General features: G+C 51.8%; 23 protein-coding genes and 1 tRNA gene. 12 read left to right on the top strand and 12 right to left on the bottom strand.

All coding sequences use genetic code 11. The features are described 5' to 3' along the window. The first annotated feature begins 33 nt into the window (after positions 1-33). From Q397_RS0112460 to Q397_RS0112440, 5 genes are all read left to right on the top strand, one after another. Complete coding sequence (locus Q397_RS0112460) at positions 34-741, top strand: ABC transporter permease (RefSeq protein ID WP_028879703.1); 708 nt, start codon at positions 34-36, stop codon at positions 739-741. A 1-nt stretch (position 742) separates the two neighbouring features. After that, the gene (locus tag Q397_RS0112455; protein WP_028879702.1) at positions 743-1,447 is read left to right on the top strand and encodes an ABC transporter permease; all 705 of its coding nucleotides are present in this window, start codon (positions 743-745) and stop codon (positions 1,445-1,447) included. Positions 1,448-1,468: 21 nt separating this feature from the next. Then, entirely contained in the window at positions 1,469-2,221 is a 753-nt protein-coding gene (locus tag Q397_RS0112450) for an amino acid ABC transporter ATP-binding protein (RefSeq protein WP_028879701.1), read from the top strand. 60 nt (positions 2,222-2,281) lie between these two features. After that, positions 2,282-3,436: a succinyl-diaminopimelate desuccinylase gene (gene dapE, locus Q397_RS0112445; protein ID WP_028879700.1), complete on the top strand. Its 1,155-nt coding sequence runs from the start codon at positions 2,282-2,284 to the stop codon at positions 3,434-3,436. Between the two features lie 123 nt (positions 3,437-3,559). Next, positions 3,560-3,635 (top strand) — tRNA-Thr (locus tag Q397_RS0112440). 106 nt (positions 3,636-3,741) lie between these two features. On the opposite strand, the gene Q397_RS22360 is transcribed toward Q397_RS0112440, so the two are convergent. The 3 genes from Q397_RS22360 to Q397_RS0112425 all read right to left on the bottom strand — a co-directional run bounded on the left by Q397_RS22360 (position 3,742) and on the right by Q397_RS0112425 (position 5,119). Beyond that, positions 3,742-3,957 (bottom strand): helix-turn-helix transcriptional regulator, encoded by a 216-nt coding sequence (locus tag Q397_RS22360; protein ID WP_038013816.1) that lies wholly within the window; start codon positions 3,955-3,957, stop codon positions 3,742-3,744. A gap of 27 nt (positions 3,958-3,984) precedes the next feature. Continuing rightward, positions 3,985-4,389 carry a hypothetical protein gene (locus tag Q397_RS0112430; protein ID WP_028879699.1) on the bottom strand — a complete coding sequence of 135 codons (405 nt, stop codon included), beginning with the start codon at positions 4,387-4,389 and terminating at the stop codon, positions 3,985-3,987. 121 nt (positions 4,390-4,510) lie between these two features. Further along, a complete protein-coding gene (locus Q397_RS0112425; RefSeq protein ID WP_028879698.1) occupies positions 4,511-5,119 on the bottom strand; it encodes a TetR/AcrR family transcriptional regulator in 609 nt (202 codons plus the stop codon). A 138-nt stretch (positions 5,120-5,257) separates the two neighbouring features. Between Q397_RS0112425 and Q397_RS0112420 the strand changes: the two genes are divergently transcribed. Both Q397_RS0112420 and Q397_RS22355 read left to right on the top strand, forming a co-directional pair. Continuing rightward, positions 5,258-6,343 carry a hypothetical protein gene (locus tag Q397_RS0112420; RefSeq protein ID WP_051609977.1) on the top strand — a complete coding sequence of 362 codons (1,086 nt, stop codon included), beginning with the start codon at positions 5,258-5,260 and terminating at the stop codon, positions 6,341-6,343. Then, a complete protein-coding gene (locus Q397_RS22355; protein WP_051609976.1) occupies positions 6,340-7,341 on the top strand; it encodes a Rieske 2Fe-2S domain-containing protein in 1,002 nt (333 codons plus the stop codon). The genes Q397_RS0112420 and Q397_RS22355 overlap by 4 nt, the downstream gene beginning before the upstream one ends. A gap of 9 nt (positions 7,342-7,350) precedes the next feature. Here the strand turns inward: Q397_RS22355 and Q397_RS0112410 are convergent, their stop codons facing one another. From Q397_RS0112410 to Q397_RS0112390, 5 genes are read right to left on the bottom strand one after another with little or no spacing between them, the layout of a single operon-like run. Continuing rightward, positions 7,351-8,505: an ATP-grasp domain-containing protein gene (locus Q397_RS0112410; protein ID WP_028879696.1), complete on the bottom strand. Its 1,155-nt coding sequence runs from the start codon at positions 8,503-8,505 to the stop codon at positions 7,351-7,353. A 1-nt stretch (position 8,506) separates the two neighbouring features. Beyond that, on the bottom strand, positions 8,507-9,781 hold the full coding sequence (locus Q397_RS0112405; protein ID WP_028879695.1) for a F390 synthetase-related protein: 1,275 nt from the start codon (positions 9,779-9,781) through the stop codon (positions 8,507-8,509). After that, positions 9,771-10,589 (bottom strand): MBL fold metallo-hydrolase, encoded by an 819-nt coding sequence (locus tag Q397_RS22350; RefSeq protein ID WP_051609975.1) that lies wholly within the window; start codon positions 10,587-10,589, stop codon positions 9,771-9,773. Before Q397_RS22350 ends, Q397_RS0112405 begins: the two co-directional genes overlap by 11 nt. Next, positions 10,579-11,577 (bottom strand): NAD-dependent epimerase/dehydratase family protein, encoded by a 999-nt coding sequence (locus tag Q397_RS0112395; protein WP_051609974.1) that lies wholly within the window; start codon positions 11,575-11,577, stop codon positions 10,579-10,581. The genes Q397_RS22350 and Q397_RS0112395 overlap by 11 nt, the downstream gene beginning before the upstream one ends. After that, positions 11,577-12,602, bottom strand: a complete 1,026-nt coding sequence (locus Q397_RS0112390) for a 3-oxoacyl-ACP synthase (RefSeq protein WP_038013814.1) — start codon at positions 12,600-12,602, stop codon at positions 11,577-11,579. The genes Q397_RS0112395 and Q397_RS0112390 overlap by 1 nt, the downstream gene beginning before the upstream one ends. A 255-nt stretch (positions 12,603-12,857) precedes the next feature. Here Q397_RS0112390 and Q397_RS0112385 point away from each other — a divergent pair, with 255 nt between their 5' ends. Then, a complete protein-coding gene (locus Q397_RS0112385) occupies positions 12,858-13,070 on the top strand; it encodes a hypothetical protein (protein ID WP_028879692.1) in 213 nt (70 codons plus the stop codon). A gap of 22 nt (positions 13,071-13,092) precedes the next feature. After that, positions 13,093-16,497 (top strand): acyl-[ACP]--phospholipid O-acyltransferase, encoded by a 3,405-nt coding sequence (locus Q397_RS0112380; protein WP_028879691.1) that lies wholly within the window; start codon positions 13,093-13,095, stop codon positions 16,495-16,497. Positions 16,498-16,566: 69 nt separating this feature from the next. On the opposite strand, the gene Q397_RS0112375 is transcribed toward Q397_RS0112380, so the two are convergent. The 3 genes from Q397_RS0112375 to Q397_RS0112365 are packed head-to-tail and all read right to left on the bottom strand — an operon-like array spanning position 16,567 to position 20,426. Beyond that, on the bottom strand, positions 16,567-17,310 hold the full coding sequence (locus Q397_RS0112375; RefSeq protein WP_038013812.1) for an enoyl-CoA hydratase: 744 nt from the start codon (positions 17,308-17,310) through the stop codon (positions 16,567-16,569). Position 17,311: 1 nt separating this feature from the next. Beyond that, the gene (locus Q397_RS22345) at positions 17,312-18,334 is read right to left on the bottom strand and encodes an NAD(P)H-dependent flavin oxidoreductase (protein ID WP_038013811.1); all 1,023 of its coding nucleotides are present in this window, start codon (positions 18,332-18,334) and stop codon (positions 17,312-17,314) included. Position 18,335: 1 nt separating this feature from the next. Next, positions 18,336-20,426 carry a 3-hydroxyacyl-CoA dehydrogenase NAD-binding domain-containing protein gene (locus Q397_RS0112365; protein WP_028879689.1) on the bottom strand — a complete coding sequence of 697 codons (2,091 nt, stop codon included), beginning with the start codon at positions 20,424-20,426 and terminating at the stop codon, positions 18,336-18,338. A 229-nt stretch (positions 20,427-20,655) separates the two neighbouring features. Here Q397_RS0112365 and Q397_RS0112360 point away from each other — a divergent pair, with 229 nt between their 5' ends. Both Q397_RS0112360 and Q397_RS0112355 read left to right on the top strand, forming a co-directional pair. After that, positions 20,656-22,230, top strand: a complete 1,575-nt coding sequence (locus tag Q397_RS0112360) for a class I adenylate-forming enzyme family protein (protein WP_038013807.1) — start codon at positions 20,656-20,658, stop codon at positions 22,228-22,230. Between the two features lie 4 nt (positions 22,231-22,234). Continuing rightward, positions 22,235-23,620, top strand: coding sequence for a hypothetical protein (locus Q397_RS0112355; protein ID WP_028879687.1), 1,386 nt, complete (start codon positions 22,235-22,237; stop codon positions 23,618-23,620). Here the strand turns inward: Q397_RS0112355 and Q397_RS0112350 are convergent. Beyond that, the gene (locus Q397_RS0112350; RefSeq protein ID WP_028879686.1) at positions 23,594-24,475 is read right to left on the bottom strand and encodes an acyl-CoA thioesterase; all 882 of its coding nucleotides are present in this window, start codon (positions 24,473-24,475) and stop codon (positions 23,594-23,596) included. The genes Q397_RS0112355 and Q397_RS0112350 overlap by 27 nt on opposite strands. Positions 24,476-24,639: 164 nt before the next feature. Between Q397_RS0112350 and Q397_RS0112345 the strand changes: the two genes are divergently transcribed. Beyond that, a partial coding sequence (locus tag Q397_RS0112345) for an electron transfer flavoprotein subunit beta/FixA family protein (protein WP_028879685.1) occupies positions 24,640-25,003 on the top strand: 364 nt, incomplete at its 3' end.

Genomic DNA, 25,003 nt, shown 5'->3' with positions numbered 1-25,003 from the left:
GCCTAGTTTTTCCGCCCAATGGAGTATTTCACAATGGATTTGACGTTCCTGTCCTTTGGGTCACTTGGATGGGGAGACGAGATGTTAAAAGGCGGGTTGATGACCTTCGCCGTGGCCTTTTGCGCCTATATTCTGGCAATTATTGTCGGTCTTGTTTTCGCCTTCCTCAAATTATCCAAATTTATGCCGCTTCGCTTTATCGGCAATTTCTATACCGTTGTTTTTCGCGGTGTGCCCGAACTTCTCATTATTTATCTAGTCTTTTTTGGCGGTGAGTTGCTGCTGAGTAAAATTGCAAACGGTGTTTTCGGCTACGACGGTTATGTCAGTCTGCCCCTGTTTGTGACCGGTGTCTTCTGTATTGCCCTTGGCGCCGGTGCCTTTTGTACCGAAGTTATTCGCGGTGCCATTTTGGCCGTCCCCAAAGGCCAGCATGAAGCGGCCGATGCGCTGTCGCTGTCCAAATGGTCAAAAGCGTTTGATGTGGTCTTGCCGCAAGCCTTGCGCATTGCATTACCCGGTCTTGCCAACGTCTGGCAGATCACGTTGAAAGAGACAGCCCTGATCTCGGTTATTGGTCTGGTTGAAGTGATGCGCTCTGCCAAGATTGCGTCTGGCGCAACCCATCAGCCATTCACCTTCTATCTGTTTGCCGCCGTGATCTTTTTGTTGATCACCAGCATCAGTAACCGCGGCTTTAAAAAGGTCGAAACGTGGAGTCAGAAAGGGGTGAGGTCGTAAAATGGATTTAACTACCATGCAAGACAGCATCCTGCCGTTGCTGTCGGCTCTCCCCAACACCTTGATGTTGACCTTTGTGTCGGTCTTTATCGGTTTCTGTCTTGCCATCCCGTTTGCGTTGGGACGGCTGAGCAAAAACAAGCTGATCGCACAAGCCTGTTATGCCTATGTCTATTTTTTCCGCTCCACCCCTTTGTTGGTACAAATCTTCTTGATCTATTACGGCTCAGGCCAGTTTGTAAAAGCATTGGAAGCGGTGGGGTTGTGGCACTTCTTCCGTGAACCATGGTTCTGCGCGATCTTGGCACTGAGCTTGAACACGGCAGCCTATGTCTGTGAGATCATTCGCGGCGGTATCCTATCCATCCCGAAAGGGCAGTGGGAAGCCGGACAAGTCTTGGGCCTCAGTCGTTTTGATCTGTTTGTGCAAGTGATCTTCCCGCAGGCCTTCCGTCAGGCGCTGCCAGCCTATGGCAACGAGGTGATCATTATGGTGAAGGCGAGTTCCCTTGCCAGTACGATCACCATCTTGGAAGTCACAGGTGTGGCTGAAAAACTGATCGCAGAGACTTTCCAGCCGCTGGAAATCTTTATTGTCGCCGGCAGTATTTATCTGTCTCTCAACTTTGTTCTCTCCCAGTTGTTTCATCTGTTGGAGAAACGGTTGAACAGATATTTACCCCACGGCGCAACGCGTACAAACTAATTTGCCGACAGGAGATTTTTTATGTCGAGCCAGCAAGAAAATAAGGGCATTGTCCTCAAAGACGTGAACCTGCATTACGGTGATTACCACGCCCTGCGTGACATCAATTTAAATGTCGCGGTTGGGGAACGCGTGGTCGTGTGCGGCAGTTCCGGTTCCGGTAAATCGACCATGATCCGCAGCATTATCGGTCTGGAAAACCACGATAGCGGTCATATTTTGATCGATGGGCAGGAATTGACGGCTGATGCCAAATCACAAGAAACCATCCGGCGCAATGTGGGCATGGTGTTCCAACAGTTTAATCTGTTCCCGCACCTGACCATTGCGGAAAACTGTTCCCTTGCGCTTAAACGCGTCAAAAAGATGGCGAAGGGTGAAGCGAAGGATGTGGTGATGAAGTATCTGGAACGGGTCCATATCCCCGAACAGGCGGAGAAATATCCTTCACAGCTCTCAGGTGGTCAACAACAGCGCGCCGCCATTGCCCGTGCGCTTTGTATGCAGCCCAAGTTTTTGCTGTTTGATGAGCCGACGTCCGCCCTTGACCCGGAAATGGTGAATGAAGTTTTGGACGTGATGGTGGAAATGGCCCAAGACGGCATGACCATGATCTGTGTCACCCACGAGATGGGCTTTGCCCGTCAGGTTGCCGACAAAATGGTCTTTATGAACCAAGGGCGCATCATTGAAAGTGGCGATACGGTGGAATTCTTCGAAAATCCGAAAGAAGAACGCACGCGCACCTTCCTCAACACGATCCTGTCTCATTAAATCTGTAAAGGGGTGGCCTGACTTTTGGGTCGGCCTTTCCTGTGAAGTATGTGTTTATAAATGTCATCAAAAGCTGTTGAAATTGCACAGGCCCTGATCCGTTGCCCCAGTGTCACGCCACTGGAAGCGGGGGCCTTGGATTATCTGCAATCCGTATTGGATGGGCTGGGGTTTACCTGTCAGCGTCTGCCTTTCACTCAAGAAGGCACGGACCCGGTGGATAACCTGTACGCCCGTTATGGCACATCCGGCAAAAATCTGTGCTTTGCCGGACATACTGATGTGGTGCCGGTCGGGCAGGTGGATCGCTGGAAGTTTGATCCCTTCGGCGCGGTCATCGAAGATGGCGTCCTATACGGGCGCGGTGTATCTGATATGAAGGGCGGCATTGCCTGTTGGGTGGCGGCTTTGGTTGACCTGTTTGAAAGCGGCTGGCGCCCCAGTGGATCACTAAGTCTGTTGATCACGGGGGATGAAGAAGGCCCGTCGATTAATGGCACGGTCAAGATGCTGTCTCACCTGTCTGATAAAGGCGAGACATGGGATGCCTGCATCACGGGGGAGCCCACCTGTGATCAGACCATCGGGGATGTGATCAAGATCGGGCGACGCGGCTGCCTGGATGGGCATATCGTGGCTTATGGTAAGCAAGGTCATACGGGCTATCCCCATATGGCAGACAATGCCGCCCATCGTTTACTTGCCATGTTGCAAGGGCTGGTGGCGTGGCAGATTGATGCGGGGACAGATTATTTCGACCCGTCCAATCTGGCCGTGTCTACCATGGATATCGGTAATCCGGCGGTGAACATTATACCCGGTCAAGCCAAGGCGAGCTTTAATTTGCGCTATACCAATTTGCATACGGGGGAAAGTCTGGAAAAAAACATCCGCGAGGTTTTAACCAAAGGCGCAGGTGGGGCGGAACATTACACTCTGGAAATTCATAATCAGGGCAATGCGTTTTTGACCGAACCCGGGACGTTGACCCAAGTGGTTGCTAAAGCCTGTGAAGAGGTCTGTGCGTTGACACCCAAATTTTCCACCAGTGGCGGTACGTCTGATTCGCGGTTTATTTCCAACTATTGTCAGGTGGTGGATTTTGGATTGCGCAATCATACCATCCATCAGGTCAACGAAAGCGCGCCTGTTGCAGATATTAACCGTTTAACGCAAGTCTATAAGCGGATTATCGAAACTTATTTTGCGGGCTAATGGCTGAAAATAAGGCTTTTTCGCCTTCCCAAAAAAAATAATGATTTTGGATGAATTTATGTGTTGCGCATCTGAAAACTTCGCGCTAAATTCCGCCCGCTTTCCAAGGAAGGCAACACATAAGCCTCTATAGCTCAGTTGGTAGAGCAACTGATTTGTAATCAGTAGGTCCGCGGTTCGAGTCCGTGTGGGGGCACCAGAATTCAAACCCGCTAGCGTTTACGTTAGCGGGTTTATTCTTGTCTGATTTCAGGCAAAATAAAAGGCATCCATGGGACGCCTTTTACTTCTTTACTGAGGGCCGATTAGCCTTTTGTCGCATCATATCCGACACAGGCCAAATAGAAGACCAGGTCGATGTCACGTTTGCCGGTTTCCATCTTCAGCCATGTTTGGCGACCGATCCCGATCGCGTTTGCGGCTTGGTTTTGGTCGAAGCCGTGTCTTTCGCGCCAGCTTTTAAGGTCGGCGGCTGTCCAATCGGAGATATCCGGGCGGACTTTAGGGGCGAGTTTTGCCATATCTATGTTCTTTCTAAAAAAAGAGAGCTAGAATTTCAGGAGTTTGACGGTGCCTGTGATCTCAAGGGCGGTCTTGGCAGCCTGAATTCTGTTGTTCAGCTCGTTGAGCTTCATATTTGCCATATTGACGTCCTGTTCATTGGCTGCGCCGTCAAATTTTTGGGCGTGCAATAAATGGTCAATTTTGGATTTTGTCCGACGGCGTTCTTCTAGCGCCTTTACCAGATCGTGTTGCGTCTGATCAAAGGGGACTTCCTCAATGGTAAAGCCGGCTGTGCGCATTTTCTCAAGGTTTGGCAATTTATCGGAGAAACCATAGATGGTTTTATCAAGGCGATAGCCAAGGGCTTCGACCTTGCAACGATATTTGAGTTCCTTGATCTCAAGGCGATAGTCGCTTTGCGGTTTTGGGGTGAGTTTAAATGTCTGCATAAAATGAGAACCTGTCGGTCAAAGTAACACCTATATATCGTCAAAAAAAATATAGGCAATAGAAAAGAAACGCCAAGGGGCGCCACGGGAAAAGATAGATTTTCTATCAGGGTTTTTGTGCCTATTTGGACACAGTTTGTGACAAACCCAGTAAGTAGTTGGTGATTAGGGAGTCGGTAAGGTCCAAGGCTGGCGCGGCCGTGACAATATCAAGTTTGTTCACAGTCGCAAGGGAGCAGATGCCGTGTAGGGAGCTCCAAAGCACACGGGCGGCCTTTTCCAGCTCTGTAGGGTTTTGTCCATTAAAGATGGGGGCTAGCGCGGTTTCAACCAGCTTGAGAAGGCGGGTAATCTTTTCATGATACCAGTCGGGCAGGTCTTCGCCCGCAGGCAGGCTATGTTCAAACAGCGCGTTCCAAAGGTTCAGATGCGTGATGGTAAAGTCAATGTAAGCGGCACTCAGGGCGCGCACATCTTTGTCCGCGTCCGCAGTAAGCGGGACGTCGCTGAGCGTGTCATAAAGTGCATCCAACGTGGCCCCGTTCACATGCAGGATCAGGTCATCAAGGTTGGCAAACAGGTTGTAAATGGTGCCGACTGCGTAGCCCATCTCGCCTGCGACTTTGCGCACGGTCAGGGCGCGCACACCATTTTCCAGCACGAGGGTACGCGAGGCATCAAGGGCCATCTCAAGCAGTTGGTCGCGGCTGTGGTCGTATCGTCTTGCCATGGGGATCCTTCGAACAGGTCTTATTGAACGTTGATCATATAATAGTTGTCTTCGGCATAAAATGTATATATGTTTTTAAATGAACGACGTTCACGAGAAATAAAGCCAGAGATAACAAAGGCAAGCGGACGGGAATTTATGACGGAAAATTGCTTTAACTCGGCATACCTTAACGCGTTGCAGACAAAAGGTGTGCAGACTTATGTGTCAAATGCCCTTGGTCGGGTGGAACGCCTGAGTGTTGACGGGCTGGACTTCCCCTTGAGTATACATGAACCCGTCGCGGGACAGCAGCAAAGCTATGTGTCCTCCCCTTGTGCGACCTATGGCAAATATGCCCTGACGGAGCTGGAGACGCTCCCGGCCAAAGGCTTGCATTATCCGCTTTCTGTGTTGATCAAAGGGGTAGATGGCTGGTTGGCAGGGGCGGGCTTTGACAAGGTGGTGAGCCTGAATAACTGGTTTTTATCCACGAACCTGTTTCCCCATTGGTCGCCGATGAGCCTCAAGCCGTTGACGGATCAATTGTGTGATCGCTTCCCCGATTCTTTTCTCATCACGCGATCTTTGAATGGATATCACCATGCGGCTTTGATCCAGCGATTTGTCGAGGCAGACTGGCAGTTGTTACCTGCGCGGCGTATCTGGCGGATGGAGCCAAAATCTCCCCATAAGCGCGACCGTAAGGCCGATGATCGTTTACTGGCAAAGACGCCTTATCAACGGGTGAGCGCAGATACGTTTAGCGCGTCTGATTTTGACCGGGCCAAAGACCTGTATGATCAGCTTTATCTGGATAAATACTCCGGCCTCAATCCGGCTTTTACAGCAGAGTTGTTAAAATTTGGGCACTCATGCGGGATGTTTCGCCTAGAAGCATTGCGCAATGAAGCAGGGCACCTGGATGGCATCGCAGGTACAATCCGCTGTAATGGGGTGATCACCACGCCGGTCTTTGGCTATGATACTCGTTTGCCGCAAAAGCTGGGCCTATATCGCATGCTGTCCGCCGTTGCCTTTGATCATATGGAACAGGCGGGGTGTTCTTATAACTTAAGTGCCGGGGCAGGTTCTTTTAAACGGTTGCGCGGGGCAGAGCCGACGATTGAATGGACGGCGTGCTATATGCGCCATCTGCCGTTTGCGCGCCGTTTACCGATTGGGGTGCTGCGTACCCTTTTGCAAAATATTGGGGTGCCTTTGATGAACAGGTTTGATTTATGAGCATGGCTGGATCGACGGGCTGGCACGTTGTGTGCCTGACACGTGCAGTGAAGGGAAAGCCGGTTCGGGTGTGGCTGTCGGGGCGACCCTATGTCCTGTGGCGAAACGGTGATGAGATTGTCATGTTGGAAGATCGTTGCCCCCATCGCAATGCGCCGTTGTCAAAGGGCTGTGTGAGACAGGGGCGGATACAATGCCCGTATCATGGCTGGCGCTTTGGTAGGGATGGACAAGTTCAGGATATCCCCGGCTTGCCTGATCTTCCGGTGCAGTCTGGCAAGTTTTCTGTGGCGGCGATGGATACTAAAACAGTTGGTCCCTTTGTTTTTGCCCGTAAAGACAAGGGGGCGGGGCTGCCCTATCTACATCCCTTGGCAGAGGCGACCGGCTACACCAGCTTTGTCTGGCAAACTGATGCACGCGGCAGTTTGATGAATGTTGCCGAGAATTTTTTGGATGGCTTTCACACCCATTATGTCCATGCTGGATTGATCCGCGCGGAACAGAAAAGGCAGCAGGTGAGCGCGGAGATTAGACGCAGCGTGGATCGCGTCGAGGTGATCTATACGGGGGAAGAGGGGCAGAACGGCTTGATTTCCCGATTGTTTGAGCCGAAACGGGTGTCCAGTCACGCCCGATTTATCCTGCCGGGCATAGCGGAGCTGGAATATCGATCCGATGCAGGCACGGAGCTGGTGATTACAGCCTATTTGAGTGAGGCAGAGGTCGGGCAGGTGAAAGCCCATGTGTTGCTGACCCTGAAAGGCAACCGGTTTAGGGCGGGGGTCAAAAAAGCGTTGTTGATGCCGTTTTTTAAACTGGCGTTAAAGCAGGATAAGCGGATTGTGGAATGGCAGACCCAAACCATTGCCACCTTTGGGGAGGAGGCTTTTCAATCGACCTCCCTTGATATCGTGCGCCCGCATATGGAAGATTTGCTCATAAATGGTCCCCGCGACATCGACTTTCCGGTAAAGCATAAGGTGCTGTCTTTGTAAGACGGCTGCTTACTCCAAGGGCTCGCCATTCCATTCCGTATCAAAGGTGGTGGCGGTGACGGGATCGCAGCGATGTATTGCGGCAAGATATAATCCTTCCCCCAAGGCGAGGAACTGCCCTAAGGTCGGGCCGAGGTCTTGCGGGCTGAAAAGGGCGTCTTTCGCGGCACACCATGCCCGCCACCAACGGCTAAGTTCGCGCCTTTTTAAGGCACGGGGCAGACCGAGCAGAACCATCGCCAAGGCGAGCATGGTTTTGTGGTGGGGGGGAGGAGTGATGATCCCTATCTGATCGTCGTTGAACACCTGTGGCAGGGATGCTGTTGTGGGGAACAAATGCACCGCACTGGTCGCGCGCGGGTTACATTCCAGCAGGTAATACTGGTGATCTTCGGTCTTGATGATATCGAAGGAGATTTGACCGTGGATGTGATGCTTGCGGCATACATCTTGAGCGAACTTTTGCAAAATCGGGTCTGCCACATTTTCAAAATAATAACTTGAGGCGGTCCCGAGCCGAAAGGTCGGGCGATAGGCGCAAAACGCCTTAAGCTCCCCGTTTAGGGCAAAACCGTAAACGCAATATTCCTGCCCTGTGATAAATTGCTGGCTAATCCAGTTCTCATCATAGTTTAGGCGGGTAAGGGCGTCGGTTGTGGGCTTGATCAGCACCCCTCTGGCAAAGCGCGAGAAGCTCTTTTTAAGGACAATGTGGCTTGCGTGTTTTTGATGGTCAGCCCGTGCTTCTTCTACGTTGGTGACGCGCTGAGTTTCGGGGGCGGATAGGTCGGTGCCTTTTACGATTTCCGTCACATTACCTTTATCATGCAGGAACTGCATGGTCTGCCAATCCGATGTCAGCACTTCACACAGTTCCGACAGCTTGTCTTTATGGCGGGCGATGAAAAAGGCTTCTTCGCAAGTGGGCAGGAGTACGTCAATCCGTTCACGCTGGATCAGGTCTGCCACCGCATCCGCATAGGCATGATGATCCGCGGCAGCGGCGGGTAGGCGGTGATAGGACTGAAGGGCATTGCTTAATCTGCCGATGGGCAGATGCTGGCTATCAGCAGCGATGACCTGCCAGCCGGATTGGTTGAATTGGCGGGCAAGGTCAAGGGCAACAGGGGCGCGCAAGCCGGTGATCAGGAGACGTTTTTTCATCCTAACAATCCCGCACGATGCGTCGCAGTTTTTGGGACAGATCAACCGCGGGGGGCCAATCATCAAATGTGAGTGTCGGGGGCTGGGCCTTGCGGGTGCGGGTCGCGTGAAGGAGTGCGTGTGCGACCTTGTTCTTTGCGGCTGGGCTTGGGCTATCGATCCTGAGACGTAGCTGATCCACGTCGGATTGATGGACGCGAAAATCACGAATACTTGGGTCAGCATCCAAGATAAGCGCGCGGATATCGTCGGGGTAGAAATCCACTGATGTTGTTTGATCGGTGTGAGGTAGCTTTAAAATATCATCGCATCGCCCCTCAACTTTCTCAATCGCCAAGAGGGGGGAGCCACAGGCGCATGGCGTTTGCCTAATCTTCAAGATGTCATTCAGGCGATAGCGCACGATGGCTTGGGTTGTGCGGGAAAAGTCAGTAATGATTGGGTTGAAGTGGGTTTTATCTTCATCCAGCCATTCTTTCTCCACATGAACATATTCTTCATTCAGGTGCAGCGTGCCATGGGCGCAGGTGATCCCCAAAAAGCCTTCCGTACATTGATAAATCTGGTGGATGGGCTGGTGAAACTGATCGCCAATAAAGGTGCGATCTTCGTCGCTTAAGACTTCGCCGACCGAGAAAATACGGGCTGGATTAATCTGCAAGTCACCCGCCTGTACACTCTGGGCAAGCTTTTTTAGAAACTGCGCCGGGGCGATCAGGATGGTGGGCTGAACGTGCGTTAGGGTATCCAGATGATCTTGATAAGCGGCCTTGAGGTCGAGGAAGTGAAAGCGCATCCGGCTGTTTTTGTTTGCCGTGGTGTACAGGTCGCTGTTAGCCGACAGGGCCAGCACCACGCGATGTTTTTGCCATAAGGGACCGGGCAAGGCTTTTGCCAGCATGACGCCAAGCCAGAAATGGCGTTCCTCCTCACTGACCAAAAATACCCCCCGCCGCCCGCTAGTGCCGGATGATAGGCCAACGGTGATGCCGTCTACTTTTTCGCGCCTCATGGCTAAGGGGAGGCCCACATCATAGGGCAGGGCAAGGCTGTTGAGGCCCGCAAAGTTTTGTTGCACGATGGCTTTGTCGGTGAGGGGAAAGCTGGACAGGTCTTTCTCCCACAGGTCCGCAAAAAACGGCAAATGCTGGAGAACCTCTGTTTTAAAGCGCGCGAGTTGGCGGCGCTGGTGTGCTTCTAATGCTGCACGATCGGGGAATCTCCGCAGATATTTTGCTTTGAGGTAATGGCCCAAAATGCTCAGTTTATCGCGCATGATCTAACGTCCGGTCATGGGTGGCGATAAAGCGGATCTCTGGGCGGGCCTGCTTTAGGGCATGCAGCTTGTGGATCGTCGCGATATACTCTTTGTTGTTATGCTGGACATGCATGCCGATGAAATTAGGCAGGTCTAACGTTTCCAATGCAGAAATATCCCATAGGGAGTCGGAGATAAAAAAGACCGGACGCTCGCCTGTTTCTTCCACAAACAAGCCATATTGCCCCGGGATATGTCCGGGCAAGGGCACAAGGGTATAGGCTGTGCCTCGCCAATCAAGCTGGCGAGTGTGAGTAAAAGGACCGAGGGGAGAGCCTGCGGGTAAATCTTCAATAAACGACAGGCGGTTTTCAAAATCGTCAGGGATCAGTTGCGGCAGGAAGCCTTGGGAAAGGGCGCGCAGGCCGCGGCGATCTTTCACAAAGTCCCATGCTTCTTTGGCACAGAGAAATTGCGCGGTTGGAAAGTCTTTTAACCCACCGATATGATCGGGATGAAAGTGGGAGATCAGGATCAGCTCGACCGCCTCCCCCCCGATGCCTTGGCTTTGGAGGTAGGCTTTAACTGATCCGCTTTCCTCAATGTGTGTGGGCAGCAAAAGTTTGTAGAGCTGATAAGGGAAGCTTTGGAAAATATCATCCACGCGTGGGGCGTACCCTGTGTCAAACAGCATGGTTTTTTCCGGCTGTTGGATCACACCAAAGTGGGCGGGGAAATGGACCTTTTCCAGCTTTTGGGTTTTAGCGGCAAGTTTGGCGTAGCTGCTGCAACTGCCCGATGATTTGATGGTGATTTTAGTCGTCATGTCGCGTCCTCCACCAGTCTTTGAGGCTGGCTAACCCTTCATCTAGGGTGACAACGGGCCGATAGCCGAGGACGTCTTTTGCTGCTGTAATATCAAGGGTTTGTCCATAGGCCAGCAAGCCAATGGCATATTCGGTGATGCGGGGTTCTTTAAACGCCGGATCACGTCTTGCGCGGGCTTCCCCAAAGCGGGCAAGGGCGCGGGCAAGCCAAACGGGTACGGGCAGCCATGTAGCCTTGAGGTCAAGGGCGTTCAAGGATTTTTGCAAAAGCGTTTGGACGGTCACAGGCGCATCATTGCTGATATTGAAGATATGCCCATCCAAATCGCCTGTATGTGCCGCGCAGAGGTGGAGAGCGTGAACGAGGTTTTGAACGCAGGTATAGTCAACCAAGGCTTGCCCGCCGCGCAATCTGGGCAAGGGGCCATTTTGGACGGCTTGGGCCAAGCGCGGCGCAAGCGCAGAATCGTAAGGCCCGAGGATACCGCGCGGGCGCAGGATGATCCGTTGTGTCCCGTTAAAGGGTGAGGTCAGGAGCATGTTTTCCGCCGCGATCTTACTTTCGGCATAGGCATTGACCGGGGTTGCGGGCAAGGGTGCATCTTCGCGCAGATTGTAGCGGTCGGTGAAGTTAAAATAAATCGAGGGGCTGGACAGGAAGACGAAGCGTTTGACCTTGTGGCGGCTGGCGGCATCAAACAGGCGTTTTGTGGCGCTGACATTGATTTTAAAAAAGTCTTCCCGTCTACCCCATGCAGAGGAAAAGGCGGCAGAATGAAAGACGATGTCAGGCTGGTCTTTAAAGAGGGGATCAAGGTCCAGCGTGGTTAAATCCCCCTCAAGGAAGGTCACGCCCAAGTCTTGGAGCTTCCGGCCAATCGCAGCGTTGCGCCCGGTCCCTGTGACTTGGTGGCCGTGTTTGATCAGGTGGTCACAAAGATGGCGGCCCACACATCCGGTTGCCCCTGTGATCAATGCTTTTTTCATCAGTACCTCACCACCATAGCCCCCAGGCTTAATCCCGCCGCGGTGCCGGTTAAAAGGGCTGTGTCTCCCCGATGCAGTTTGCCTGATATAATCGCATGATGTAAGGCCATGGGGATGGAAACAGAGATTTGGTTGCCATAGTCTTTGATGATATTAACGACTTTCTCAGGGGCTGCGCGGGTGAGCCGGACCAGACGATCCAAAGCTTCCACGCTGGCTTGATGGGGGATGACCAGATCAAGACCGTTTAAGTCACATCCACACAGCGTGAGAGATTTTTTCAGGAATTTGGGATAGAGCTTGGTCGCCAGTTTATAGGAGGCGGGACCGTTCATCTTAAACACGGCCCCGTCTAAAAAATGGCTCAGATCTTTATGGATATCGCGTCCTGTCCCGCCCGATTGCAGTTCGTTGAGCTGTGCGCCTTCGCAATAGGTTTCAAAGTGCGCGCCTAAGATGGCGGACGTTGTCTCGCCCGCTTGTTCGATAATCACCGCTGCGGCCCCATCGCCAAAATTACCGCAAATTTCGGGCGTATTCCAATCCAACCCCCGTGAGGGGATTTCGCTGGAGACAATAAGCGCGCGTTGGTATCTGCCGCTGGCAACCAGATAGGATACGGTATCAAACGCGGATAAAAAGCTGAGGCAGGTCGCGTTGAGGTCAAGGGTTGCCGTCCCCGTTCCTGCCAATCCTAAATGCTGTTGGATCAGGACGCTTTGGGTCGGGATCGGTTGTTCCATGATCGCGCAAGCCGAGACAATCAAATCAAGATCGCACGCCTTTAAATCTGCGCGCTTGAGGGCCTCTATCGCCGCCTTCGCCGCCATTTGGGAGGAGGTTTCCTCCCCGGCAAAATAGCGTTGCTGAATGCCTGTGATCTGTTGGGTGGTGCCGAAAGCCTGTCCTGTGCGCTGATCAATCTGCTGGGATGTGACGCAGTGGGCAGGAACAAAGCTGCCGGTGGCGATGATCCGGATGGGGCGTGCAGGCTGTCGGGGGGCTGTTGATTTGATTGTACTCATTTTTTTCCTCTTGGGGAAAATAGCGAATTTACAGTGGCGTGAAAAACAAAATCGTTGTTTTCCAGAAGAGTATGTCATTTCCAAGTGATTTGGTGAAGAAATGAACGATGTTCAATAAAAGGTAATTGAATAATGTTCATTTGTCCAGATGTTTTCTTTTTCATGAGGGGGGGGATTAAATGAACGATGTTCATTGACAATTGATCATTGTTCATTTAAATCTGAAGGCAAGATGGCTTCCCAAAGGAGGGTGAAATGCAAAAGCACTGTTTTATTCAAAATCGCAAGCGGGTCTTAAAGATGGCCTGCGTTCTGTTGGCTTTGGTCTGCGTCTATGACCTGAGCTTAGGCGCCACGATTGTTTCAAGTCTTGCAAACCTAATTGATCGCATACAGGACGGCTTGTCCGCATTCGTCAGTGCGTTTGAAGATGCGACCCTTGCCCGCCTTGGCGCCCCTGCCCAATAGGGCGATGATTGGAGTAGGAATTATGCAAAATAATCTGCGACACCTGTTAAAAACCCGCCGTTTTCTGCCGTTGTTTGTGGCCCAGTTTTTCGGGGCGTTTAATGACAATCTGTTTAAAAACGCACTGGTCCTGTTGATCTCGTTTCGATTGATGGGTGACGTGGGCAGCGAGAGTCAAATCCTGATTACACTGGCAGCAGGCCTGTTTATTCTGCCGTTCTTTCTGTTTTCTGCCCTTGCGGGACAAGTGGCGGACAAGTTCGAAAAGGCACGTTTGATCAAGTTCTGTAAGTTGGCGGAAATTGCGATTATGGCGCTGGGTACGGCGGCTCTTGTGTCGGCTCACACGTCCTTTTTGTTGGCGACCTTATTTTTGATGGGGACGCAATCAGCCTTTTTCGGCCCCCTAAAATACGCGATTCTCCCCGCCCATTTAGGGGAGAAAGAACTGGTTGGCGGTAATGGTTTGATCGAAGCGGCAACCTTTATCGCGATCCTGTCCGGCAGTCTTGCCGCCGGGGTGTTGATGATGTCAGGCCAAGGCGTGACTGTGGTGTCCGTTTTGTTGATGGTTTGCGCGATCTTGGGGTTTGCCTTTAGCTTATCGATTCCAAAGGCGGGGATCAGTGATCCATCGCTTAAAATTAACCCCAATTTTGTCAGCGAAACATTTCGGATTGTCTCGGATGTGTCTAAAAACCGTCCGGTGTTTTTATCAATCCTGGGGATTTCATGGTTTTGGCTGGTGGGGGCGACGTATCTGTCCCAGTTCCCGACCTTGGCAAAAGATGTGCTTGCGGGGGACGAAGCGATCGTCACGTTGTTTTTAACCCTCTTTTCCCTTGGGATTGCGCTGGGGTCGGTGCTGTGTAACCGTCTGCTGGCTGGGCAAGTATCGGCAAAATATGTGCCTTTCGCTGCCATCGGGATGGCCGTGTTTTCTTTTGATCTCTATCTCGCGTGTGAAGGGTATGTACCCGCGGTGCAAAACGCCGGGCTAATAAGCTTTGTCAGTCAACTTGAAAACGTGCGTCTTATTGCCGACCTGTTGGCTTTGGCGATCTGTGGTGGGCTTTATATTGTCCCGCTGTATGCCATCATGCAGCAGGGAAGTGCCGAGGATAAACGCGCGCGTGTGGTTGCGGCAAACAATATCCTGAATGCCTTGTTTATGGTGGTTTCTGCCGGGGTCGTGACGGGGATGTTGGCTATGGGGGCCAGCCTTGGTGGTATCTTTTTGTTGATGATGATCGGCAATGTGATTGCGGCGCTTTATATCTGTAAACTGCTGTCGTTTGACTTTTTACGTGTCTGTTTTGCCGTAATCTTGAAAGCCCTTTACCGTGTTGAGGTCAAGGGGCTGGAGAATATGGTAAAGGCCGGTAAGCGCGCGGTGATCGTGGTCAATCATGTGTCCTTTCTGGACGGGGTGTTGTTGGGGGCATTTTTGCCGAACAAGCCGATGTTTGCCATCAATACCCAAATGGCGACCAAATGGTGGGTGAAACCGTTTTTGAAGTTTGTCGATGCCTTTGCCTTGGATCCGCGCAATCCCATGGCGACCAAAGCGCTGATCAATGAAGTCAAAAAAGACAAACAGTGCGTCATCTTCCCCGAAGGACGTATCACCCTGACCGGTGCCTTGATGAAGATCTATGAAGGGCCGGGTATGATCGCGGACAAGGCCGATGCGGACCTTGTGCCGGTGCGTATTGATGGGGCGCAATTCTCCATCTTCTCAAAGCTGCGGGGTAAGTTGCGTCTGCGTTGGTTCCCGAAAATCACCATCACGATCCAAGAACCGCGCCGTTTTGATGTGCCGGCAGAGGTCATGGGCCGGGCGCGTCGCCAAAAAGTCGGTGCTGCCCTTTATGATGAAATGTCGGGCATGATCTTTGAGACCTGCAATCGTCATCAGACCCTGTTTTCCTCTTTACTGGAGGCCCGCGAGATTTTTGGCAAAAAGGCCGAAGCCGTAGAAGATATTGAGCGTGCGCCCCTAAGTTATGATCGCTTGGTTCTTGGCAGTTTCGTGCTTGCCAAGGTTTTGAAAAAACGCTGTGCCACAGGCGCACCCGTCGGGGTGCTGTTGCCCAATTCCAACGGGGCAGTGGTGACGTTTTTTGCCCTGCAAGCCGCCAAGCGCGTGCCTGCGATGTTGAACTTTTCCGCCGGGTCAAAAAATATGATCTCGGCCTGTCAGACAGCCTGTATCCAGCAGGTTTTGACCTCGCGCCGATTTGTCGAGATGGCAAAACTGCAAGAAGCCGTTGATCAATTGGCAGAGCATGTGGAGATCATTTATCTGGAGGATGTGAAAGCTGATGTGAGCTTGGCGGATAAACTCTCTGGCTTCATGGCGCGCACCTTCCCCTCTCTTGCCTATAAAGGGGTCGTGGGCGAAGCCGAACAGGCCGCTGTGATCCTCTTTACTTCAGGATCAGAAGGCGCACCGAAGGCGGTTGTCCTGAGCCATAAAAATCTGCAAGCCAACCGTTTGCAGCTGGGCGCACGGGTGGACTTTAACCCGCAAGATACGGTCTTTAATGCTTTGCCTGTCTTTCATTCCTTTGGCTTGACGGGTGGGACGTTGTTGCCGATCCTGTCGGGGGTGAAGACGTTTATGTATCCGTCCCCCCTGCATTACCGGATTGTGCCGGAACTGGTCTATGACACCAATTCGACCATCATGTTTGGCACCGATACGTTTTTGCGCGGCTATGGGCGTGTGGCTCACCCTTATGATTTTTATAGTGTGCGTTATTTGTTTGCGGGCGCTGAAAAAGTTCAGGAGGAAACCCGCAAAATCTGGTCGGAGAAATTCGGCATTCGTATTCTTGAAGGCTATGGCGCAACCGAAACGGCCCCCGTCATTGCAACCAACACCCCCATGCACTTTAAGGCGGAGACGGTCGGACGCTTGCTGCCCGCGATTCAGTATAAGCTGGAACCTGTGGACGGGATTGTGCGGGGTGGGCGCCTGATCGTCAAAGGGCCAAATGTGATGCTGGGCTATATGAAAGAAAGCAACCCCGGTGTCTTGGAAACGCCGGATCAAGGTTGGTACGATACGGGCGATATTGTGGAGATCGATGAAGAAGGTTTTCTTAAAATCAGCGGGCGCGCCAAACGCTTTGCCAAAATTGCAGGCGAGATGGTCTCCCTTGGTGCGGTGGAAGCACACGCCGCCGAGGTCTGGCCCGATGCCCAACATGGGGTTGTTGCCGTGCCGGATGCAAGAAAAGGCGAACAACTTGTCCTTGTCACGGATCATCAAACGGCTGAGCGCGCAGACCTGTTGGCTTATGCCAAAGAACAGGGGCTCTCTGAGCTCATGGTCCCCAAAGTCATTCACCCTGTCGATAAAATCCCGCTCTTGGGGACAGGCAAGATTGACTATGTGAGCATCCGTGATCTTGTGGGGTAACTCAGCTCACAAAAAGGCTCCCTCTCCAGATGGGGGAGGGAGCCTTGTTCTGTTCGTTTCGCCTTGTCGTTATTTGAGGGCGGCCTTACGGGCGTTTTGGGAGTCTTCGCTTTTGAGAAGGCGGCCGAAAATTTCCATTTCGTCGAGGATGCGGTCTTCTGTCGCGGGGTGATGGGTGGCCTTCATCAGGCGTTTGGTTTCGATCAGGGCGCTTAAGGGTTTTTGGGCGAGTAGGACGGCCTTTTCATGGGCATAGCTGGTCACATCCCCCTTATCGGAAATGGCGTTGATGATGTTGCAGGCTTTTGCTTCTGCTGCATCAAAGAAGTCCCCGAACATAAAGAGTTCGGCTGCTTTTGTATGGCCGGACATGTTGGGGAGAAGGAGTGTTGATCCCGCTTCCGGGCAGATGCCGAGATTAATAAACGGCATGCGAAAGCGCGCCGTGTCAGACGCATAGGCAAGATCGCAATGTAACAGAACGGTCGTGCCGATCCCGACTGCATAGCCACTGACGGCAGCGATAATCGGCTTTTGAGCTTTATGCAGGGCGAGCAGGAACTGAACACCCGGGGAAAGTTCCCCATCTTTTCGGGTGTTGAAGTCGGCAAGGTCGTTGCCCACGGTGAAGCTGTCTTCCAGTCCGCAGAGCAAAATGACGTGCACATCCTCACGGGTAGCCGCATCGGTGAGGGCCGCGCGCATGGTGTGGTACATATCTATGTTGATGGCGTTCTTTTTTTCCGGTCGGTTCATGCGGATGGTCATGACCTTGTCGGTGACGGAAATATCAATGTAAGGAGAAGTCGTCATGTCAGGAAGCCTTGCTCATTTTTAAAGTGGCATGAAGGGAGGCGGCACGTTCTATGGCTTGGAGGGCCTGTGTCTCTAACTCCGTGACAATGTCGTTCAGCGGCGCAATGGCGTGAACGAAGGCGAGTGAATGGCCTGCGGAGAGAACCCCTTTGGAACAATCACCTGTTTCATAGGCTTTCTTGCCGATTTGTCCGCTGATCAGGGGCAAAAGGCGCTGGATGGTGATATTGTCTTCCGTGCGCTCGATCGTTTGGACTTCTGCCGTTGTGTCGTTTGCCAAGGCACGAACTGTATTTTTAATACTGGACATGATCAGGGCGGTGTCGGTTTCTTTCGCGGCGATCAGGCGTTGTTTATAATCTTCGTGGGCCCAGATTTCCTCGGCCACAAGGAATTTGGTACCAATCACCGCACCGGCCGCGCCCATGGTCAGGGCAGCGGCAATCTGGGCACCGTGACCGACACCCCCGCCAATCATAAACGGGATGTCGAGCTGCTCAAGCGCCATGGCAGAATTGACAAAGCTGCCGATCATATCCATGCCCGGATGCCCGCCACATTCCGCGCCAACGATGGAAACCGCATCAACACCAAGGGACTGGGCTTTGATGGCGTATTTAACCGCCGGGACTTTATGAATAACTTTGACGCCTGCTTCTTTCAGCATGGGGAGATAGGCTTCGGGATTGCGTCCTGATGTTTCGACGACCTTGACACCTTCTTCAATAATAAGGCGAAAGACATCTTCAGTTTTTTCGCCGGGGACAAGTTTGGGCAGCATAGAGACATTGACGCCAAAGATGTTGCCTTCACTCATGTCGCGGCATTTGCGAATTTCCGCGCGCAAGTCATCATCATCGGGAAAGGTTGCTGCGGTAATGAAGCCAAGAATGCCAGCACGCGCGGCGGCGCTGACATAGTTTGCATCGGACAGCCACATCAACCCGCCCGCAATGACGGGCAGGCGGAGATTGAACATCTCCGTTAAGGGGGTGGCGATAGATGTCGTGTGTGTTGTCATCTTAGGCGGCTCCCTGTTCCTTGGCTTTTGCAGCTAAGTCTTCAAGTAAGGAAGAGGCTGTCCAATATTGTGCGCCCAATGTTTCTTTATACGCGTTGATCTGGTCAAGAACCTTGTCCAAGCCCATTTCTTCAGCTTGGAACATCGGGCCACCGCGATAGCTTGGGAAGCCATAGCCGAAGCAGTAGACCACATCGATATCGCTTGCGCGTTGGGCAATCCCTTCTTCCAGAATTTTATAACCTTCGTTGATTAAGGTGAGCAGAAGGCGGGTGCGAATTTCGTCATCACTGAGAGGCGCGCGTTTGACATTTAGGTCCGCCGCAACGCGTTCGATGATCTCAACAACGGCCGGATCTTCGGTGCGTTGACGGGTTTCCGGGTCATACGCGTAATAGCCTGCGTTGGTTTTTTGTCCCAAACGTCCAGCTTCAACCAACACATCGGCGATGCGGTAGCTGCGCGGATCGCCCTTTTGTTCCAGTGTCAGTTCTTGGCGTGCTTTGTAGCTGATGTCGAGGCCAGCCATATCTGCAACCATCAACGGCCCCATTGCCATGCCCCAGTCCATCATGGCTTTGTCGATCTGTTGGGGCAACGCCCCTTCCAGCAGACAAATCTGAACTTCGCGCAGGTATTGGCGCAGCATGCGATTGCCGATAAAGCCATAGCAAACTTTCGCCAGAACCGGATTTTTTTTAATCTGCGCAGCCATCTTCATGGAGGTCGCAACCACGTCATCGGCGGTTTTGTCGGCTTGCACAATCTCCAGCAATTTCATGATGTGGGCGGGGCTGAAAAAGTGAAGGCCGATCACATCTTGCGGGCGTTTGGTCGCTTGGGCAATCTCGTTAATGTCAAGGTAGGATGTGTTGGAGGCAAGGATCGCCCCGTCTTTACAGACCTCATCCAGTTTGCCGAAGACTTGTTTTTTAACATCCATACTTTCAAAGACGGCTTCGATCACCAGATCAACATCGCTGAAATCATCGTAATGGGTTGTCCCTGTGATGAGGGAGAGGCATTTGTCCGCGGCTTCTTGGGTGGATTTGCCTTTTTTAACCGCACCTTGATAAATCTTTTCCAGCCCCTTTAGACCTTTATCCAATGCGTCTTGGTTAATTTCCAACAAGGTGACGGGGATACCGGCGTTGGCAAAGTTCATGGCAATGCCACAGCCCATCAAGCCACCGCCGATGACGCCGACACGTTGAATGTCGCGGATCGGTGTTTCTTTGGGGATCGCCTCAACTTTGCGCGCCTGGCGTTCCGCAAAAAAGATATGGCGCAGGGCTTTTGATTGGGAAGAGGTGCGACATTCCAGAAAACAGGCGCGTTCCTTTTTCATCCCGTCTTCGAAGGGCAGTTTAATGCTGGCTTCGATGCAATCGACGATATGATTATGTGCGATTTGGTTTTTGGTTTTCTTGGCAATCGATTTTTTATAATCGTCAAAGAACGTGTCTTCTAAATCGCTTGTCTCCACAGTCAGGGCGCTGGTCATACGCGGACCTTTGCCATTTGCGAGCAGTTCTTTTACATAAGACAGGGCGGATTGCTTTAAGTCGGCTGCGTCAAGGACATGGTCAATCAGGCCATAGTCTTTTGCTGTGTTAGCCCCAATCGGGTTGCCGGAAATCATCAGATCAAGAGCATTTTTGACACCTGCCAGACGCGGCGCGCGTTGTGTGCCGCCAGCACCGGGCAGCAGGCCCAGTTTAATTTCGGGCAGGCCCACTTTGGCGCTGGGGACGGCGCAGCGGTAGTGGCAGGACAGGGCAATTTCAAAACCGCCACCCAAAGCTGTCCCGTGAAGGGCGGCAACAACAGGCTTTTGCGATTGTTCAATTGTGGTCATCACATCAGGTAACAACGGGGCTTTGGGCGGCTGTCCAAATTCTGAAATATCAGCGCCAGCAATAAAGGTTTTGCCTTCACACAGGATCAGTATAGCTTTGCTGTCATCGGTTTGGGCCGTCTGTACGGCTTTTTGAAGGCCGTCGCGCACGGCGTGCGAGAGGGCGTTGACCGGGGGATTGTTGACAGTAATGATGCCGATATCTTCCAGAAGTTCGTATGTAACAGCCGACATGTGTGAAGGTTCCCTTTTATTGATTTTCTGTTTAAAGCTGAAATTGCAGTATGCGGAAATTAATTCTGCTATGTAGAATGTTATATATTCAAACAGAGTTCACAGGATTTTTCAATAATTGATTCTAAAAAATGAATTTCAATTCTAATATGCGGTATTAAATTCTATTTACAAGAATATGCCGCTTGATTATGGTGTGGGTAAATCTTGAAAAATAAGTGAGGAAAAAATGATCGCTGGTGATGAAATCTTAACAGGGAAAACAGCGCAAGAAATCTTCGAGGCTCTGCCAGAAAGAGTAAGTCATAAAGTAAAAAATAACATTAACACATCACCTGATAAACTTGCTCTTGTTGAGGCCGCTGGCGCGTGGACCTATGCAGAACTTGGACAAGCGATTGAAGAAGCAAAATCCTACCTGCAAGACAAAGGCGTGGTGCCCGGCGATCGACTTATGTTGGTGTTGGAAAACTGCCGCGCAGGTGTGGCTTTTTTACTGGCGGCCAGTGAATTGAATGTGTGGGCTGCCCTTGTGAATGCCCGTATGATGACGGGGGAGTTGCAAGCGATTATCGACGATTGTGATCCTCGTCTGGTTCTCTTCTTCACTGCCGTCTCACCAGAAGCGACCAATCATGCTGACAAGCTGGGCGCAGTTTCGCAGGATGTTTTGAGCTTGGGCACGTTTAGTCTGTTAGCCCGCACAGTCGGTGAGCCAGAGGTGGTGGAAGAAAAAGGCAGCGCACAAGTCTGTGCCATGATCTACACCTCAGGTACGACAGGCAAGCCAAAAGGCGTCATGTTGACCCACCGCAACGTGGCGTTCATTGGGGCTGTCTCCGGTGCGATGCGCGGCTTGTCGGCGGATGATGTTGTCTATGCGGTGTTGCCGATTTCTCATGCGTTCGGATTGTGCTCAACCTGTATGGGGGGCTTGTTTGCCGGGGCAACGATTTATCTGGAGCCACGTTTTGAAGTGCGTAAATGTCTCAGCGCGTTGCGTGATTGGGATGTGACGGTCTTCCAAGGCGTGCCGCCGATGTATTCCGTGATGATTGAAGCCTTGAAGTCCGATGAGTTCGACCTTGCGGATTTAAAATTACGCTATATTTCCGTAGGCGGTGCGCCGCTTGACCCGGAAACCAAAGAAAAGACAGAGCATTTCTTCGGGATGCCTCTTCATAATGGTTATGGCTTAACAGAAACAAGCCCGACGATCTCCCAAGCCCGCTTGAATGAAGGTTTGAAAAACTGCTCCGTCGGTCGTCCCATCCCCGGTGTCGAGATTAAAATTATTGATGGCTCGGGCAATGAGGTCGCGGCTGGCGAAACAGGTGAGTTGTGGGCGCGCGGACCCAACGTCATGAAGGGCTATTTCCGAAATGAGGCGGAGACCCAAAAGGTTTTGACGGCGGATGGCTGGTTTAACACACAAGACCTTGCTCGTCTGGATGAAGATGGCAACATCATTATCGCCGGACGGACAAAAGAAATGATCGTGCAATCGGGCTTTAACGTTTATCCGGCGGAGGTGGAAGCCACGCTCAACCGCCATCCCTACATTACCCAGTCAGCCGTGATCGGCGTGCAAGTCCCCGGCAATGAACAGGTTCATGCCTTTGTACAGGTTCATGCGGGTGCTGATGTTAGTGTTGAAGATATCCGCGCCTATTGTAAGGAACATCTGACGGCTTATAAGCGTCCGAGCCAAATCACGATTTTGGACGCTCTGCCTGCGAGTTCCACTGGGAAAATCCTGAAGCGTAAACTGCATGATATGAGTGCGGACCAATGCGAAAAGTGATGCCATGAGATTTGTTGTCCCCCTTTTATGTCTTTCCTTGCTCGCCACTGTACTGGGTTTTCAGTTACTGGGCTGGCAGGGGTCGCTTTATGCCAGTGTGGTCTTTTTAAGTGGCTTTTTTATCCTGCAATGGAAGTTCATAAATGGGGGAGGACGCATTCTTATTGGTGCGGCCTTGGTGGCGATTGTGGCCGCCCTTGTCTGGAAAGAAGATACGCAGATTGTCTTGAAGGCCTTGGCGCGCGCAACCATGTTTGCAAGTTTCCTTGTCTCCATGGTGTTTTTGCGGGTGGCGGCTAAAAACTCTGCCCTCATCAATAAAGTCAGCCATCTGCTGATTAACCAAAAACCTTCCGTGCGTTATGGGATGTTGTCTTACGGCAGCGTGGTTATGGGCGTAATTTTGAGTTTCGGCACCATCAATCTGGTCGGACAGATGATCAACCAAGGCAACACCCTTGAAGCGGCGGGCGGGAACCAAAGGGTTCAGGATATACGGCGCAAACGTATGAGCCTTGCGCTCCATCGCGGTTTTTCTACCATTCCGATGGCCTCGCCCTTTTCTATTACAATCGCCTTGATTCTAGCGAGTATTCCGGGGCTGAATTGGACGAAGCTGGTCCCTTTAAGTTTTACGCTGGCGATGATTTTGCTTGGTGTGGGATGGATGTTGGATTTTGCAACCCACCGCAATTTACCTTCCCGTCCCTCTTTCCCTTTAGAAACAGGATTAAGTTGGCGACCGGCATTTGAATTTATGTTGTTGGTGGTGATCCTCTTTTGTATGGCCGCGGTGCTGAGCCGGTTTTTAAGTGGTCAACTTCCCTTGGCCATCATGATCTGTGCACCGATCTTTGCGCTGGTCTGGCTTTATATGACACAGCGCCAAGCGGGCAGTTTTCTGAATACCCTGAAAAATGATCTGTCTGAAGGGCTGGGTCGATTACATTCCGAGGTGGCGGTGATTGCAGCGGCAAGTCTGGTCGGGGTTATTCTCTCCAGCTTTTTGAAGCAGGAACAGCTGGCGGCCTTTGTGTCCTATACAGGACTGACGGGGATGTTGCTGGCGTTTGCGGCCATGTGTGCGATCCCGCTCTTTGCGATTTTAGGGATTGGTCCGCTCATCACGGTGACGTTTATCGCGACCACCTTAAGCTCCACCCCTGTTTTTGAAATTTCGTCTTATGTCTTGGCCCTGTCTTTGTTGGGCGGCTGGGCCTTGGCCCTCAACATCGCGCCCATTACCTTATCAGCAGTGATGGTCGGGGCGGTGACGGGATGCACACCCAAGAACTTAACCTTCGATTGGAATACGGTTTATTGTGTTCTGGGTGTGATCGTCTCATTTAGTTTTGTGCTTTTCTTAGCTTCTGTTGGTGTGATCCGGTAGCTCACCGGTGTAGCGCATGAGGCCTTCTTGCATGGTGCTGGCGATATGTCGGCCATCACGGGTATAGATTGTCCCCTGATTCAAGCCGCGTGACCCACCGGACCAAAGGCCTTCTTGTTGATAGAACAGCCACTCATCGGCGCGAAACTCGTCATGGAACCAAAGACCGTGATCCAAGCTGGCCCCATGCAGGTTGGGCGATTGAAACGTCAGCCCATGGGGGCGCAGGGCGGCGGCACACAGCATCAGGTCGGATAAATAAGACAGGATGATCTTATGCAGGCTTGGATCATCGGGGAGTTTATCTTTGGTTTTAATCCAAAGTCCGGTTTTGGGGGAGGCTGGCTCTTTTTCAAACCAATCCATCGGACCGCAATGACGAACATCCAAAGGCAAGAAGGTTCTCAACAAGTCGGGGATGTCCCGCACTTTTGGATGCGCGTTCCAACGGAGCATTTCATCTTCGAGTTCTTCCGGCGGGGTAACGTCAGGCATGGGCTTCTGAAAGGCCAGTCCTTCCTGTGCTTTCTGGAAGGAGAGCAGGGTTTCGAAAATGGGTTTGTTGTCTTGTAGGGCCGTGACACGGCGTGTGGCGAAGCTGCGGCCCTGCCTGATCAATTGCACGTTAAACTGTACGTTTTGATCGCGTTTTCCCATGCGTAGGAAATAGGCATGACATGAATGAATGAGCATGTCCTGATGGCTTTCCTGCATGGCGGCAGAGACGGACTGGGCGATAATCTGCCCGCCAAATATATGATGTCTGTTGTAAGGGACGTTGGTGGCTTCATACAGGCCGTCATTGATTTTCTGAGGGACAAGCAGGGTGATCAATTGCGCGAGATCTTCATTCATAATTGTACTTCTCTTTTCTTAATTTCGTTCTGTAGGCAGACTAGCAGATCAAAAATTAAAATTCCACTATACGGAATTAAATTTTGCATATTGACACAAGAGAGGCTGTAAGTTACAAGGTTTGAAAATGAATGTTTTTCCGCCTTATTTTGAAAGATAGTTCCATGAAGGTTCTCGTCGCCGTAAAGCGCGTCATTGATTACAACGTGAATGTCCGCGTAAAGCCGGACAACACGGGAGTTGAAACGGCAAACGTCAAAATGTCCATGAACCCATTTGACGAAATCGCTGTTGAAGAAGCCATTCGCCTGAAAGAAGCGGGCACAGCAACGGAAGTTGTTGTCGTTTCTATGGGGGAGAAAAAATGTCAGGAAACCATCCGTACCGCTTTGGCGATGGGTGCAGACCGTGGCATTTTGGTTGAAACCGATGACGAGCTGGAGCCGTTGGCAGTTGCCAAAATCCTCAAAGGCATCGTGGAAAAAGAAAGCCCGGACATGGTGTTCCTGGGCAAGCAAGCGATTGACG

The sequence above is a fragment of the Terasakiella pusilla DSM 6293 genome (assembly GCF_000688235.1).
In the GTDB taxonomy this organism is placed as follows: domain Bacteria; phylum Pseudomonadota; class Alphaproteobacteria; order Rhodospirillales; family Terasakiellaceae; genus Terasakiella; species Terasakiella pusilla.
This window is presented reverse-complemented; position numbering and strand designations above follow the sequence as displayed.

Excerpts from the sequence above, each read along its gene's own strand:
- Q397_RS0112380 (WP_028879691.1), top strand. The coding sequence starts at position 13,093 with ATGCAAAATAATCTGCGACACCTGTTAAAAACCCGCCGTTTTCTGCCG.
- Q397_RS22345 (WP_038013811.1), bottom strand. The coding sequence starts at position 18,334 with ATGACAACACACACGACATCTATCGCCACCCCCTTAACGGAGATGTTC.
- Q397_RS0112410 (WP_028879696.1), bottom strand. The coding sequence starts at position 8,505 with ATGAAAAAACGTCTCCTGATCACCGGCTTGCGCGCCCCTGTTGCCCTT.
- Q397_RS0112420 (WP_051609977.1), top strand. The coding sequence starts at position 5,258 with ATGACGGAAAATTGCTTTAACTCGGCATACCTTAACGCGTTGCAGACA.
- Q397_RS0112460 (WP_028879703.1), top strand. The coding sequence starts at position 34 with ATGGATTTGACGTTCCTGTCCTTTGGGTCACTTGGATGGGGAGACGAG.
- Q397_RS22360 (WP_038013816.1), bottom strand. The coding sequence starts at position 3,957 with ATGGCAAAACTCGCCCCTAAAGTCCGCCCGGATATCTCCGATTGGACA.
- Q397_RS0112385 (WP_028879692.1), top strand. The coding sequence starts at position 12,858 with ATGCAAAAGCACTGTTTTATTCAAAATCGCAAGCGGGTCTTAAAGATG.
- Q397_RS0112430 (WP_028879699.1), bottom strand. The coding sequence starts at position 4,389 with ATGCAGACATTTAAACTCACCCCAAAACCGCAAAGCGACTATCGCCTT.
- Q397_RS0112390 (WP_038013814.1), bottom strand. The coding sequence starts at position 12,602 with ATGAGTACAATCAAATCAACAGCCCCCCGACAGCCTGCACGCCCCATC.
- Q397_RS0112455 (WP_028879702.1), top strand. The coding sequence starts at position 743 with ATGGATTTAACTACCATGCAAGACAGCATCCTGCCGTTGCTGTCGGCT.
- dapE (WP_028879700.1), top strand. The coding sequence starts at position 2,282 with ATGTCATCAAAAGCTGTTGAAATTGCACAGGCCCTGATCCGTTGCCCC.
- Q397_RS0112355 (WP_028879687.1), top strand. The coding sequence starts at position 22,235 with ATGAGATTTGTTGTCCCCCTTTTATGTCTTTCCTTGCTCGCCACTGTA.
- Q397_RS22355 (WP_051609976.1), top strand. The coding sequence starts at position 6,340 with ATGAGCATGGCTGGATCGACGGGCTGGCACGTTGTGTGCCTGACACGT.
- Q397_RS0112350 (WP_028879686.1), bottom strand. The coding sequence starts at position 24,475 with ATGAATGAAGATCTCGCGCAATTGATCACCCTGCTTGTCCCTCAGAAA.
- Q397_RS0112395 (WP_051609974.1), bottom strand. The coding sequence starts at position 11,577 with ATGAAAAAAGCATTGATCACAGGGGCAACCGGATGTGTGGGCCGCCAT.
- Q397_RS22350 (WP_051609975.1), bottom strand. The coding sequence starts at position 10,589 with ATGACGACTAAAATCACCATCAAATCATCGGGCAGTTGCAGCAGCTAC.
- Q397_RS0112425 (WP_028879698.1), bottom strand. The coding sequence starts at position 5,119 with ATGGCAAGACGATACGACCACAGCCGCGACCAACTGCTTGAGATGGCC.
- Q397_RS0112450 (WP_028879701.1), top strand. The coding sequence starts at position 1,469 with ATGTCGAGCCAGCAAGAAAATAAGGGCATTGTCCTCAAAGACGTGAAC.
- Q397_RS0112360 (WP_038013807.1), top strand. The coding sequence starts at position 20,656 with ATGATCGCTGGTGATGAAATCTTAACAGGGAAAACAGCGCAAGAAATC.
- Q397_RS0112375 (WP_038013812.1), bottom strand. The coding sequence starts at position 17,310 with ATGACGACTTCTCCTTACATTGATATTTCCGTCACCGACAAGGTCATG.
- Q397_RS0112405 (WP_028879695.1), bottom strand. The coding sequence starts at position 9,781 with ATGCGCGATAAACTGAGCATTTTGGGCCATTACCTCAAAGCAAAATAT.
- Q397_RS0112365 (WP_028879689.1), bottom strand. The coding sequence starts at position 20,426 with ATGTCGGCTGTTACATACGAACTTCTGGAAGATATCGGCATCATTACT.